At 44.1% G+C, this 13,767-nt stretch carries 13 protein-coding genes; 9 read left to right on the forward strand and 4 right to left on the reverse strand.

All coding sequences use genetic code 11. The annotated features are described in order from the left end of the window. Positions 1–12 precede the first annotated feature (12 nt). Positions 13–249 carry a FeoA family protein gene (locus BUB28_RS12270; RefSeq protein WP_072951832.1) on the forward strand — a complete coding sequence of 79 codons (237 nt, stop codon included), beginning with the start codon at positions 13–15 and terminating at the stop codon, positions 247–249. A 170-nt stretch (positions 250–419) separates the two neighbouring features. On the opposite strand, the gene BUB28_RS12275 is transcribed toward BUB28_RS12270, so the two are convergent. Continuing rightward, the gene (locus tag BUB28_RS12275) at positions 420–2,831 is read right to left on the reverse strand and encodes a leucine-rich repeat protein (protein ID WP_072951834.1); all 2,412 of its coding nucleotides are present in this window, start codon (positions 2,829–2,831) and stop codon (positions 420–422) included. A 120-nt stretch (positions 2,832–2,951) separates the two neighbouring features. Next, entirely contained in the window at positions 2,952–5,750 is a 2,799-nt protein-coding gene (locus BUB28_RS12280) for a 1,4-beta-glucanase (RefSeq protein WP_072951835.1), read from the reverse strand. 703 nt (positions 5,751–6,453) lie between these two features. Here BUB28_RS12280 and BUB28_RS12285 point away from each other — a divergent pair. The 6 genes from BUB28_RS12285 to BUB28_RS12310 all read left to right on the forward strand — a co-directional run bounded on the left by BUB28_RS12285 (position 6,454) and on the right by BUB28_RS12310 (position 10,989). After that, positions 6,454–7,770, forward strand: coding sequence for a sensor histidine kinase (locus tag BUB28_RS12285; protein WP_072951837.1), 1,317 nt, complete (start codon positions 6,454–6,456; stop codon positions 7,768–7,770). Continuing rightward, a complete protein-coding gene (locus tag BUB28_RS12290) occupies positions 7,751–8,554 on the forward strand; it encodes a LytR/AlgR family response regulator transcription factor (RefSeq protein ID WP_072951839.1) in 804 nt (267 codons plus the stop codon). Before BUB28_RS12285 ends, BUB28_RS12290 begins: the two co-directional genes overlap by 20 nt. Positions 8,555–8,620: 66 nt before the next feature. Then, a complete protein-coding gene (locus BUB28_RS12295) occupies positions 8,621–9,325 on the forward strand; it encodes an AzlC family ABC transporter permease (protein WP_072951857.1) in 705 nt (234 codons plus the stop codon). Continuing rightward, positions 9,322–9,621, forward strand: coding sequence for an AzlD domain-containing protein (locus tag BUB28_RS12300; protein ID WP_072951840.1), 300 nt, complete (start codon positions 9,322–9,324; stop codon positions 9,619–9,621). Before BUB28_RS12295 ends, BUB28_RS12300 begins: the two co-directional genes overlap by 4 nt. Positions 9,622–9,879: 258 nt before the next feature. Next, positions 9,880–10,410, forward strand: a complete 531-nt coding sequence (locus tag BUB28_RS12305; RefSeq protein WP_072951842.1) for a TIGR04002 family protein — start codon at positions 9,880–9,882, stop codon at positions 10,408–10,410. 123 nt (positions 10,411–10,533) lie between these two features. Further along, entirely contained in the window at positions 10,534–10,989 is a 456-nt protein-coding gene (locus tag BUB28_RS12310; RefSeq protein ID WP_072951843.1) for a GNAT family N-acetyltransferase, read from the forward strand. Between the two features lie 102 nt (positions 10,990–11,091). Here the strand turns inward: BUB28_RS12310 and BUB28_RS12315 are convergent, their stop codons facing one another. Further along, positions 11,092–11,808 (reverse strand): hypothetical protein, encoded by a 717-nt coding sequence (locus tag BUB28_RS12315; protein WP_072951845.1) that lies wholly within the window; start codon positions 11,806–11,808, stop codon positions 11,092–11,094. A 184-nt stretch (positions 11,809–11,992) separates the two neighbouring features. Between BUB28_RS12315 and BUB28_RS17095 the strand changes: the two genes are divergently transcribed. After that, positions 11,993–12,664, forward strand: a complete 672-nt coding sequence (locus BUB28_RS17095; RefSeq protein WP_072951847.1) for a zinc ribbon domain-containing protein — start codon at positions 11,993–11,995, stop codon at positions 12,662–12,664. A 41-nt stretch (positions 12,665–12,705) separates the two neighbouring features. Here the strand turns inward: BUB28_RS17095 and BUB28_RS12325 are convergent, their stop codons facing one another. Then, a complete protein-coding gene (locus BUB28_RS12325) occupies positions 12,706–12,945 on the reverse strand; it encodes a helix-turn-helix domain-containing protein (RefSeq protein ID WP_072951849.1) in 240 nt (79 codons plus the stop codon). A 120-nt stretch (positions 12,946–13,065) separates the two neighbouring features. Between BUB28_RS12325 and BUB28_RS12330 the strand changes: the two genes are divergently transcribed. Continuing rightward, the gene (locus BUB28_RS12330) at positions 13,066–13,476 is read left to right on the forward strand and encodes a zinc-ribbon domain-containing protein (RefSeq protein ID WP_072951851.1); all 411 of its coding nucleotides are present in this window, start codon (positions 13,066–13,068) and stop codon (positions 13,474–13,476) included. Positions 13,477–13,767: the final 291 nt, after the last annotated feature.

Genomic DNA, 13,767 nt, shown 5'->3' on the forward strand with positions numbered 1-13,767 from the left:
CGGAGGTCTGCCATGAACTATCATATCCCTATGTGTACCCTTGACGAAGGTCAGCTCGGCGAGGTCGTCGGTATTTCCCTGAACGGACATATCCGCAGCCGTCTTGCCGACTTAGGTCTCATACAGGGGTGCAGAGTAAAATGCCTGCAAAAAAGCTTCGGCGGAGATATCGCCGCTTACCTTATATGCGGTGCCGTCATTGCTGTGAGAAAATGCGACGCCGCCCGTGTCTCCTGTCGTATAATATAATAAACAGCTTCTGTAAACTCGTTACCCATATAGAAAGTTTTACGCTGATTATTGAGAGAACCCCTTTTGAAAAAGAGGTTCGGGGGAAGCCTTTCTGAAGAAAGGTTTCCCCCGATAAATAGTATAAGCTTTTATATGAGTATCAAGATTACGGAAGCCGTTTTTTATAATTATCCCTTGCTTTTAAGGAGAAGCATCAATATTTCCTCAGAATCAGCTCCTGTAAGCTTTACTCCCTTAGGATCAACAGCTTTTCCTGTCTTATCCTGCGGAGCACTAATGTCTGCATTGACCTTAGCCTGATCTGAAAGCGTATATGTGGGGTTGTTCAGATACTTGTTGAGCAGAACTATATCGACAACATCTATTTTACCGTTGCAGCTTACATCGCCCCATACAGTGACAGATAATTTACCGCTGTTCGCAGTTGTTGTGGTCACAGGCGCAGTAGTCTTTGAGGTTGTGGAAGTTGAAGTTTTTGCAGTTGTAGATGTAGTCTTTGAGGTTGTAGATGTTGAGGTCTTTGCAGTTGTAGATGTAGTTTTCGAGGTCGTTGATGTTGAGGTCTTTGCAGTTGTAGATGTAGTTTTCGAGGTCGTTGATGTTGAGGTCTTTGCAGTTGTAGATGTAGTCTTTGAGGTTGTGGAAGTTGAAGTTTTGGCAGTCGTAGATGTAGTTTTTGAGGTTGTGGAAGTTGTTGTTTTGGGAGCAGCAGATGTTGTTGTAGAGGCTGATGTTGTAAGTCTGCCGCCGCGCTTGTATATATCTGTCTCCTTCTCAGATGAAAAAGTAAGGGTATCGTTATCGGGATCGTATACAAGAGCTGTTCTGCTTCTGCCGTTTATAGCAATGACCTTATTGCCTGCTGAAGTCCATGAACCTATGGTCTCAGTGTAGGAACCGTCACGCTCTTTCATATAGCCGTTATATGTGAAATCATCGTTGAAGATCAAAACGACCTGATCATCTTCGGGTGTATACTCCATCCCCCTTCCCGATATGCTGCTTGCATACCATGAACCGACTATACGGGCATCTGCCTTGAGCTCTGTAGAAACAGCAGATGTAGAGGTTACGGCTGTAGTGGTAGATGTGGAGGTCTTTGAAGTTGTTGATGTTGTCTTTGATGTAGTTGAAGTAGTTGTTGCAGTTTTGGCAGAAGTCACAGAAGTCTCGGGAGCTGCTGATAAAGCCTTAAAAGTATAACCGTACTTCTTTGCATAGGCTTCGGCTGTTGAGCCGCTGTTTCCGCAGATAACACCTGTGTATCCAAAGCTTTCGTCTTCATCATTAAATTTATTGCATATCGTTGTAGCTTCGCCGTCTATTTCGCATTTTGAATTCAGTATGGTTATGGTTTCAAGACCTGTATACCAAAATGCACCGCTTCCTATCTTTGCTACAGATGCAGGCAGCTTTATTGATCTAAGGCTTTCGCAGTGCTGAAATGCCGCGTCGTCTATCGACTTTACTGAGTCGGGTACAGTTATTGCTTCAAGGCTTGTACACTGATCGAATGCATTAGTTCCTATGCTTGTTACGGTATTCGGTATAGTCAATGTTTTAAGATTTGCACAGCCTGTAAACATATTCTCCGAAATGACTGTCAGGCTCTTGGGCAGCTTTACGGAAGCAAGGCTCTCACAGCATGAGAATACATTGTTCCCTATACTTGTCACCGTATCAGGTATGCTAACTGAGTCTATCATGGAATATACAAATGCGGAATCAGCTATGCTCTTGACTGTATCGGGGATAACTACATCGCCAAAGCTCATTGTGCCGTCTATGAGTATTCCGTTTACTATTACCAGCGGATCTTCTGTCTGTTTTCCTTCTATCCATTTTGTGTAGGAAAATGCTCCTTCACCTATGCTTGTCACAGTATCGGGTATAGTCACAGAGCCAAGCTCCATGCAGCCTCCGAACGCAATTTTGCCGATAAACTTTACGGACTTTGGGATAACTACAGATGTGATATTCTCGTTGCAGTTGAATGCACCTGCGGCTATGCTTGTAACTGTATCAGGCACTTTTACTTCTCCTGAACTTGTAATACCGTCTATGAGTATACCGTTTACTATTACCAGCGGATCTTTCTGGCGTGCATCATTAAGCCATTTGGTCTCGCCGAATGCATCGTAGCCTATTTCTGTGGGCTTTGACATAGTTACGGACGAAAGATTCTTACAGCCGCTGAACGCTCCGTCTGCTATGCTTGTAAGAGACTCGGGCATTGTTACCGATGTAAGACCTTTGCAGCTGTCAAAAGCTGATTTTCCGATGCCTGTAATGCCTTCCTTTATAACTGCCGACTTTATATCCTCATTTTCAGCAAATGCGCTTGCTGATACAGTTCCTTTACCGCTTATGGTAAGAGTTCCCGCGTCATCAAGCGTCCATGTAACGCCTTCACCGCAGTTTCCCGAGTCAGCAGCTTTGCTTGGAGAAGAGAGCAGATATGTTTCGTTAATAGCTCCTGTGTAAGCATTGGCGGCTGTTCCGTAGTTAAATACACAAGGTGATAAAAAAGTACTTGCTGAAATGCAAAGTGATGTGATGAATTTGATAGTCTTTTTCATAAAGATCCTCCAGATAATAAAATACATCACATATTATAGCAGAAATGAGCAGCAAAATCAATACCTTGTTGCCCTAAGGAAAGGGCTCCCGCATATCCTGCGGAAGCCCTTTTCACGTTATTATTTTATCGGAAGCTTGTCAACAAGCTTCAGGAGATATTTCTGTATTGCCTGTGCATCATTTGTCGTCATGCCGTCGTTTCCGATAACATCTGCGTTCTCGATGCCCTGCTTTGTGATGTGAGTCTTGTCTGTACCATTTGCACCGTACTTGTTGGGATTTGCAAGCGCCTGCATGATAAGCACTGCATCTGAAAGGTCTACATCGCCATCGCAGTTAGCGTCGCCTGCCTTGTAATCCTTGCTTGTTGTCTTTGGTGTGGTCGATACTGTTGTTGTAGTCGCCTGCTTGGTTGTGGTGGTAACTGCTTTTGTTGTAGTAGTTGTGGTCTTTTTAGCAGTTGTGGTAGTTGTTACAGCAGGAGCACTGCCCTTTATCTGTCCGTAAACGATACCGCAGCCTACTGTTGACATATATACCTTGCCGAACTCGTCCATATCACCTACGAGGTAGTTGCCGTTGCCTGTACCGCCGTAGAGGTGGTCTGTATTTATGCACACCCATGTCTTTCCTGCATCTGTTGAACGATAGATGCCCTCGGGGTCTTCCTTATCAGGCTTGCCATACATGAAGAGAGTATTCACACTGCCCTTCTTCTCGGGTGCGCCGTAGCCGATGCACTTTGCATATGCTACATTTTCAAGGTGCTCAACTGTCTTGCCCTTGTCGGAGATTATGTAAACGCCCTGATTTGCGCCTGCAAAAGCTATCTTGCCGCCGCCGAGGTATGCAGGATCGCCTGTCTCCTCGAACTTCCATGTGAGTTCCCAGTTATACGGGCAGATACGTGTTTCTGTGAAGGTAGCACCGTAGTCATCGCTCACATAGTATGAGTAGTGTGACTCGTCGTAAGTAGGCTCCTTCTTGGACATATCAGATGACCAGTACTCGTTGTACTGAGCACCTACAGCGTAAACTGTCTTTGCGTCCTCGGGGTCAACGAGGGTATAAACGGTCTTTGAAGCCTTGATGCCGCCGCAGGTCTTCCATGTTGCACCAAAGTCGTCTGTATAGGAAACTGCACCCTTTGAGCTGGAATTGATTATTCTGTACTTGCCCTTTGAAAGCTCTGTGATTGAGAGTTTTCCGCCTGTGCAGGCAGGCTTGAATGCCTTCCATGTCTTGCCGCGGTCAAGTGTATAATATCCGCTTCCTGTATTATTTCCGTCACCGTTTGCGGTTCTTGCCCATACATCAGTATTCTGAGGGCATACCGCAATAGCGGAGGTCGAACCCATATTCGGCTTGTACTGCGGAGGTATTGCAGTCGGAGAGGTATGAACAAATCCGTCATAGTCGCCGATAGCTGAAAGGTCGAGACCATCGGGAGTGCTGACAAAGTCAAGGCTTACGCACTCTTCAACACCGTCAGGCTGGAAGTAGAACTGTATTCCCTTTTCGTCCCATGCGTTGTCGCAGGCGAAAACGCCGTTTCCTGATGTGAGGAGGAGTCTGTCGCCCTCGGGATCTCTTGGATCAATAACGATACTGCTGCCCCAATGGCAAGCCTTGCCGTATATCCAGTCATATCCGCCCAGATCCATAGGAAGTGAAACGAAATTCTTCACGCCTACGCCTGTTGAGTAGTCTGTTTCACCTGCACCGGGAGTTATATCCTCCCATGTCTTGCCGCCGTCATCTGAGCGGAAGAAGTGGTCGCCCCATGCGATAGTACCCTCGTTTTCGGGAGTGCTGGGGTCGTCCTGTATCCATTCATCGCCGAACCACTGGTCTGAGAATACACCGCAGGTACGGGCGAACATCTTGTTTGGATCTTTCTTGTCAACATCTATCATACCGATAGAATTGTCTGAAACTGTAAGCTTTTCAGCCTTGCCCGAAGCGATATTGTACTTGTATGCGCCGCCTGAAGCTCCTGCGAATGCAAGTCCTGCTATATATGTGAAGAAAAGATTTCCGTTATGGTCGCTTGTTATGGAAAGAGGGTAGTTATCGTTGGGAAGCGCCTTTACAGGCTCGAACTTATCGTCCTTAACACTTGCAACGTGGACGTTTGCCTTTCCCTTTACGGAAGTACCTACATATACCTTTCCGCCCTCAACATATACACAGCCGATACCGTTCTGCTCGTTGTAGAGCTTGCTTGGCTCCGTGCCTCTTACCATATGGTCTGTCCATGAGGGATACTTGAGCTCGCCGCTGAAAAGTCCGAGAGCGTCATAGCCCATTACGGGAGACCATGTCTTGCCGCCGTCTGTGGACTTTATAAGAGCGGACTTGCCTGAGGTAACATCGCCGCCTGCATAGATAGTCTTGGGATTGTCGGGATCAACTGCGATAGGCTCGATACATTCACGTCCGTCGCCGTTTCCGTGTACCTGTATATGCTCTGTTACGTCAACGCCTGTAAAAGTCTTGCCGCCGTCTGTAGTCTTGTATATTACTGTCTTTGCGTCCGAGAAGTATGCACAGCCGCAGAGGAAATACGCTGTCAGGTCGTCTGTAGGGTCGATAGCGATACCCTTACAGCTGAGAAGTCCTCTGTCGTCTTCGTTGATAAAGCCGAAAAGCTGTACCCATCTTTTCTTTTCGTAATCATATCTGTATGCACCGCCTACGTCTGTACGGAGATACATTTCCTTCTTTCCTGCAACAATGCCTGAAACAAAGCCTGCTCCGCCTATTTTTAGGGTGTCCCATTCCATTGTTGAGGATATGTCCTTTGATGCTGCTGCCTCTGCAACTCTGCCATATTCCGTTGTGCCTAATTCGGAAAGGCTTGCTGCACAGATGCAGACAGCAAAAAGACCTGCCATAGTCTTTTTCATTGCTTTCATTTGTTTTCTTTCCTTTCTGTTTATGTTTTGAAAAATCTTTTTCACGTTTACTCTTCGACTTCATTTTATCATTTCAAAACCTCAGTGTCAATGGATTTACCACGTTATGACACTATCGGATATAATGAGAATACGATTGTACAGAACCCGTTTTTTATGATCTCATATCTTTAAATAATAAAAAAAGTGCGCAGCCACTATGACTGCGCATTAAAAAAATATTGAACAATGAAGGTATAGCAATCCCTCGAAATCAAAGTAGAGTGAACCCCTTCCGTGCTTCCACGGAAAACCATCGAATGATCGTACTTAATTTGCCAACGTAGAGAGGAGACACCGCAGCCCGCTTCGGCAGGTCTGCACCTTCCGCAACTGTTTTCCCCCCAGTTTACTACCAACCGCAGCGTCTGAACCCTACTACCACAATATATGTATATCATATCCCACCATTATTATAACATAAGTTGTTCCACACGGTTCAACAAAAAATGCCATTTTTACAATTTTTTAAGATTTTTTCGCAATTTCGTCATTTCAACGATTTTGGCCCCGAGATCTTGCCGCTGTCAGGTCATTTTACATGAATGATACATACAAAAAACGACTTTCCTTTCCTTTACAAACAGTGCAGAATGTGTTATAATACCATTATATGGTAAAAAAATGAGCCGCTGTATTATACATAATCACAAGGAGAACTGTTATGCAATTGATCTCGTATCTTATCAGCTATAATTTTGTCTCTGTTGCACTTATTATCGGTATCATCGTCCTGCTCATCGAAAACCGCAAGGAACGTCCTCACGGTACCGAGCATATCGCTGTCATCGTCATACTCCTTTCCATTATCGTTGCAAATGCAGCTATCAGGGAGCTTTTCCTGAAAAAAGTCTATGACGCAGACTATGATTACCGCGGCGACCCTGCAATGTACTTTATGTATTTCCGAACAGCTGTGGAGCATATCCTCTTTCCTATGATAGCTTATATAGAGATATTGCTCATTACCCCGAATGTAAAGCGGTATCTGCTGTTTATCCCCGAGGGCATCGTAATTGCTGCGGAGATCGTGAACCTGTTCGGTCCAAAGATAATATTCAGCTATAACAGTCACCTTGACTATGAGGACGGGATATTCTTCCTTGCTCCTTATTTCGCAGGCATGATATATATGCTGCTGCTGCTGAGATACTCCATACGCTTCTTCAAGTCCAAGGACAAGACAAAGGGCGCGACGGTAATATTCATCGTTTTCCTGACTATCCTTGAATGTTACCTTGAAGCAGCTTATATCGTCGTTGACCTTATGGACGAAATAGTTGCACTTGACGTTATAGTATTCTATTTCTACCTTATCTCTATCTATCAGCGCGAAATGGAGGAAAAACTGAGGATAAGCCAGCTGGAACTGGAAAAAAGCCGTCGAGTCCTCACACTTTCACAGATACAGCCCCATTTTATGTACAATTCCCTCACCTCTATAATATATCTGTGCGATAAGGACACCAACAAAACCAAAAACGCCCTTATCGACTTCTCAAAATACCTCAGGCAAAATCTCGATGCCATGAGCAGAAACGGTCTTGTAAGCATCAAGGAGGAGCTTGAACATACCAAAATATACCTTTCGCTGGAAAAGCTCCGCTTTGACGACGACCTCAATATCGAGTTCGATATCAGGGACGAAATGTTCATGCTTCCCGTGCTCTCTGTACAGCCTATGGTGGAAAATGCCGTTAAGCACGGCATAAACAGCTCCGACAGCGGCTGCGGCACTGTCCGCATCTCCACAGACGAGACCGAGACCCACCACAGAATAATCATCAAGGACGACGGTGCAGGCTTTGATACCGCCGAACTTGATTCTCTCGATGAAAGCCATATAGGCATCAACAATGTCCGCAAACGCCTTCGGGACGAGTGCGGCGGTGAACTTATCATAAACAGCGTTCCCGATGAGGGAACAGAATGCGTTATTCTTATTCCAAAGGAGAAAAACGATGAAAATTCTGGCAATTGATGATGAAAAATACGCACTACAGCTTCTCGTAGAAACTATTCATAAGGTAAAGCCCGACGCTGAGATAGTTGCGTTCAGAAGAGCCTCTCAGTTTCTGGAATATGAGGACAAAAAATCCTTCGATGCTGCTTTCCTCGATATCCGCATAGGCAAGATGTCGGGCATACAGGTGGCTATAGAACTGAAAAAGTATTCGCCTATGTGCAATATCGTTTTCGTTACAAGCTATTCGGAATACGCCTTTGCCGCTATACAGATGCGTCCAAGCGGCTATATCATGAAGCCGTATACAGAAGACGATATCCGCAATGAATTCGATAATTTCAGATACTCGGCTGCGCCCGAGCAGAAGGACGATACCAGACTTAAAATACGCACTTTCGGCAATTTCCGCGTGTTCGGCAAAGACAATATACCTATAAAGTTTTCGAGAACTATCTCTAAGGAGATATTCGCATACCTTATAGACCAGTGCGGATATCCTGTCACAAGCAAGGAGATCGCCGCAGATGTTCTTGAGGTCGAGGACTTCGACCGCCCTACTTCAAAAAAGGTCTCGCAGTATGTCTCTGACCTTATCAAGGACATAGAAGCCGCAGGCTTCCACAATGTGATTATCAAGCAGAACCGCCAGATACAGATCAACAAGGAAGCTGTGAACTGCGACCTGTATGACCTGTTCTCGGGAGATACCGCTGCCCTCAAATCCTATCACGGCGAATACATGATAGACTATTCATGGGCAGAGATAAGCGATTCTGCCGAAAGGATAAAAACCCTTTAATTATATAATTATATCATCTCGGAGGATAAATATGTCGATCATCTCAGGACTGTGGGTGCAGTCAGTATGAAAAATAACTTTCTTCGCGGAATGTCACACGGTATCCCTATTTTTCTGGGATACCTTTCTGTGTCATTCGGACTCGGGATACTCTGTGTAAACAAGGCAGGGCTTTCCGTTTTTCAGGCATCTGTCATCTCTGCCACCAACCTCACTTCAGCAGGTCAGAAGGCAGGTATAGACGTTATTGCCGCAGGAGGAACTATCATAGAAATGATACTCCTACAGCTAACTATTAATATACGCTATTCCCTTATGGCTCTGTCACTTTCTCAGAAGCTTGACAAGAGCTTTACCACTCCGCACAGGCTGCTTGCATCATTCGGCATAACAGACGAGATATTTGCGGTGTGCTCATCACAGAAAAAGCCCCTGACTCCCGCTTATATGTACGGCATGATATTAATTGCCGCAACAGGCTGGGTAGCAGGTACTGCTCTCGGAGCAGCGGCAGGCGAACTTCTCCCTGCTTCCGTTAGCACGGCTATGGAAATAGTCCTGTACGGTATGTTCATAGCTATTATAATCCCGCCTGCAAAAAAACAGCACAGCGTTCTCTTTGTGGTCATCATGGCAGCGGCTCTGAGTGTGGTATTCAAATACTGCCTGCCGTTTATAAGTGAGGGCTTTGCTATTATAATCTCAGCAATTGCCGCTTCTGTGGCTGCTGCACTGATATTCCCCATAAAAGATGAGGAGGAAACAGAATGAGCCTTGCTGTATATGTTTTCGTAATGGCTGCCGTGACCTACCTTATCCGCATGGTGCCCTTTACCTTTTTCAGAAAGAAAATAAAATCGCGCTTTTTCAGGAGCTTCCTGTACTATATCCCTTACGCCGTTCTCAGCGCTATGACTATTCCTGCTATATTCTATACCACACATAATATCTATACTGCTATAGCAGGTACGGCTGTGGCTGTAGTCCTCGCCTTCCTCGAAATGCCGCTCATCGTCGTGGCTCTCGCCGCCTCGGGCAGTGCTTTCCTTATGGGATTGTTTATATAGAATATGTACGTAATTATTGAGGGAGACCCTTTTGGAAAGGGGTTCGGGGAAGACCCTTTCCTCAGAAAGGTTTTCCCCGATAGTTACCGTATATACTTCTGTATAAGCATTTCCTATATGGTAACATCTGTGACACTTTCGATATACGGACGTTTGCAAAGTTTGTGTATCTTTTCTATTGCAAAAACATCGGCTTGATGTTATAATAGGATAAACTCAAAACATATAGGATTAGTAGCTTTTAAGGAGGCGTTTTTTATGACACGGACAGCTCAGTCTGATAAAATAAAGAAAATGGTGCTGACAAGCCTTTTCTCAGCTCTTATATTCGTATTTACCGCATATATCCATGTTCCGACAGGTGCAGGCTATACTCACGCAGGTGACGGACTTATCTACCTTGCCGCAAGTATCCTTCCTACGCCCTATGCAGTAGCCGCAGGTATTATCGGCGGTGCCCTTGCTGACGGACTTTCGGGCTTCCCTGTATGGATACCTGCTACTATCGTTATAAAAGCTCTTACAGCTCTGTTTTTTACCAATAAATCGGATAAAATAATCACAAAGCGCAATCTTCTCGGCATTGTCCCTTCCCTTGTGCTCTGTATCGTGGGCTACAGACTTTATGAGGGCGTTGTGATAACAAAGGGCTTCTCTGCTGCCGCTGTTATCGCTGCTTTCGGACAGACTCCTGCTTCCTGCGTACAGGTGGTCGCAAGTACGGTACTGTATATAGTTACGGGTCTTGCTCTTGACAGAGCAGGTATAAAGAAATCTCACCTTATATGAAAACTTTGCGCCATAGCATTTCCGATATGCAGTCGGAAGTACTATGGCGCTTTTATTGACATTACGGCTGCTTCATGCTATAATTCTTCTATTATAATACTGAATTTGCGGAGCTGATAAACTGTGACAATAGAATACAGAAAAGCCGTATCAGAAGATGCAGAAATGCTGGTAAACATCTACAACGCTTCATTTTACAGCGATCACATAAGATATGGCGCGTGCCCGGGGTACGGTAAAACAACAGAAATGATGAAAGCATCAATAAAAGAGCAGCCGAAATATATCATACTATGCGATAATAAACCTGTTGGATGTATTTCCTGTAAAAGGCTGGAAATGGGAGTATATGAGCTCACTTGCCTGTGTATTGTTCCCGAGTATCAAGGCAAAGGATTAGGTACACAAGCAGTTCGGTTTATAAAGACTCTTTATGAGGATTGGAAGAAGATAACTTTGGTAACGCCTTTGGATAAAAAGGAAAATGTTAAGTTCTACACCGAAAAATGCGGATTTCGTATTGTATCCATTGAAAAAGACGGTAATGTTGAACTTGCCCGATTCGTTACGGAAAGATAGCTCCTGATTTATCTTCAGCAGATAAAAACACAATGCCCCTGAGTGACTTGCATCACTCAGGGGCAAAACTTCTATATGGATACGCCATAAAGTAAGCCTTTTTTATATCGCTTCAATTGATTTTTCCAGTACAGTTTGGTCAAAGCCTGATTCACCCTGTGAGTTTATTACAAGTATAAAATCATCGTCTATCTTGCGAGCGTAATATACAAGCTCCAAATCTATCTGGTCTATGACTACAGTCTCCTTTGTGTATTCCTTCCCGCCGAGAGTGATTTTTTCGGGAGCTGTGGTCTTTATTTCCTCGTTCCCTTCATAGGCTATGTGCTGCTCCATAAAATCCTCGGCAGTAACATTGTTTTTGTCGGGGAATAAGAGCTTTGTATTATAATACTGGAATACATAGGTCGTTTCCTTGCAGTTAGCTACAAGGTCTGTGATATGATTGCCCTGCTCATTCTTTGAATTTTCATCGAGCTTTGACCATATCTTCCCCAGTTCCTTTTCGTTTGCGGCTCTGTCGTTCAGTGCCGTATCTTCGGGGAATGTTACCTTTATGCCTGCATATTCCGAAGTATACACGTTTCCGCTTGCTGTGCCGCTTTTGAATTCTGTTCCTTCGCCTGCGTCCGACATCTCATCAGCTGATTCCGTAACAACTGCTGAAGCAGCTTCGGTCGGTATGGACTTGTATTCCTCTGCTGTCTGCATTTCTTCCGCAGTTATCTCTATCGGATCGATAGTTGCCTTTTTATTTCCGCATGATACAGCTGCTGATAAAGTCAGCAGAACAGATACAGCTAATACCGCTCTTTTCATAGCGATCCCCCCTACAAAAATTTTAATCATTGTAACATAATTGCGGGCTTTTGTCAAGTCGCCAAGTGTTACTGCGAACCTCCTGCCTGCAAATTTTTTGTAAAAATTTGACTTTAAGATTGACATTTTTAATAATTTCATGGTATAATTGCTTTATATTATTAATTCAGACAGGAGTGGTCTTATGTTATGCCCGAATTGCAACAGCAATCTCATGGACGGCACTAAAAAATGCCCTTTTTGCGGCACAGAATTCAACAACGATCAGAACGCACAGCCTCAGCAGAATTCCTTCAACAACAACAACAATTACAACAATAATAACTACAACAATAACAACTATAACAATAACAGCTATAATAGCTACAATAACAACGGCAGCTATAACAGCTTCGGCAGCAACAACTACTATGCTCCCTCAAATCAGCCTATAGTACGGACAAAATCATCGCCGAATTCTCTGGGCATAATTGCTTCCGCTGCCATATTTATAGCTATGTTCCTGCCGTTCTTTTCTGTTACATTTATCATTAAGGTAAGTGCTTCGCTGTCAGACAGCAAGGACTGGATACTGTTTACGGTTGTTGCGGTGCTTGGCGCCATATTCTCTGTTAAGAAGATCAACATGGGCGTTCTTATTACAGGTATAGTTTCTATTGTACTGACTATCGGTGAGGCAGTTCTTTCTTCCGAACACAGGTTAAAATCCAAATTGGGCGAATACTCGGACGAGCTCGCCGATTATGTGAAAATAGGCTATGATTACGGCTTTTATGTAATGCTGGCGGCTTCTGTTCTGCTTCTTGTGGCAGGTATAAAGGGGTTATCAGACGATAGGAAATTAAAAGGTTTTTAATGTATAATAATACATAAAATGGGCGGACTTGATGTCCGCCTTTACTTATTTATTCTCTTTTCGATAGCTATTACGATATCGCTCATGTTTACATCAAGGGCATTTGCTATGCGGTAAAGTGTTTCGAGTGTGGGTTTCCTTTCGCCACGCTCTATTGCACTGAGGTGTGTACGCCCAATATCGGCAAGCCCGCTTATGACTTCCTGTGATATCCCCTTTTTCTTGCGGAATTCTGCTATTACCTCGCCTACGGTCTTAGAGTCAAGTGTTGGTATATACATATTATCACCTCTGATAATATGATATACGAATTTTCTGTTAATTATGAACACATATGTTGACATTTTGAATACATATGTGTTATAATTTATTTAAGATACAATCGGAAAGGGGGAATATATATGTTTTGCAGATACTGTGGAAAAGAGAACTCCGATGACGCTAATTTTTGCAACTCCTGTGGCAAGTCATTATCAGGAAAAAGCACACCGAACAATACTCAGCAGCCTGCACCTGCCCGACCAGCCGCCGAGCCCACCGCCAACCTTGCCATAGCTTCGCTTATATTCGGAATATGCTCAATACCTATGGCTTTTCTTGCATTATGGTTATCGCTCCTGTGTGCTATTTGTGCAGTAGTTCTGGGAAAAATATCCCTTGACCAGAAACGACCGGGAAAGGAATACGCAGAATGGGGCATAAAGCTCGGTGCTATAGGTTTTGGTATATGTGTCGCTTTCTTTATAATATACATCGTAAGTATATTCGGTTTATTTGCATTTATGGCAGATATGATACCTTCAATATCGTGATTTAAATAAAAAGGCGGACTTAACCGTGGTACTCATATAGCAACTTATACTATTTATCGGGGGAAACCTTTCTGAAGAAAGGCTTTCCCCCGAACCCCTTTCCAAAGACTTTTTTAGCTGATTTTTTCTCAGATAGGGCACACCGAAAATAAAAAAAACCCGCAAGTAATGCAGGGTGTGCCCTATCTGAGAAAAAATAAAACTGAAAGTTTTAGGGAGAGAGTTTGAGAGAAGCCCCTTTTTCAAAAGGGGTTCTCTCAATAAATACTACAAAACTGCTATATGGGTATC

This window comes from Ruminococcus flavefaciens (assembly GCF_900143025.1).
GTDB lineage: Bacteria > Bacillota > Clostridia > Oscillospirales > Ruminococcaceae > Ruminococcus > Ruminococcus flavefaciens_I.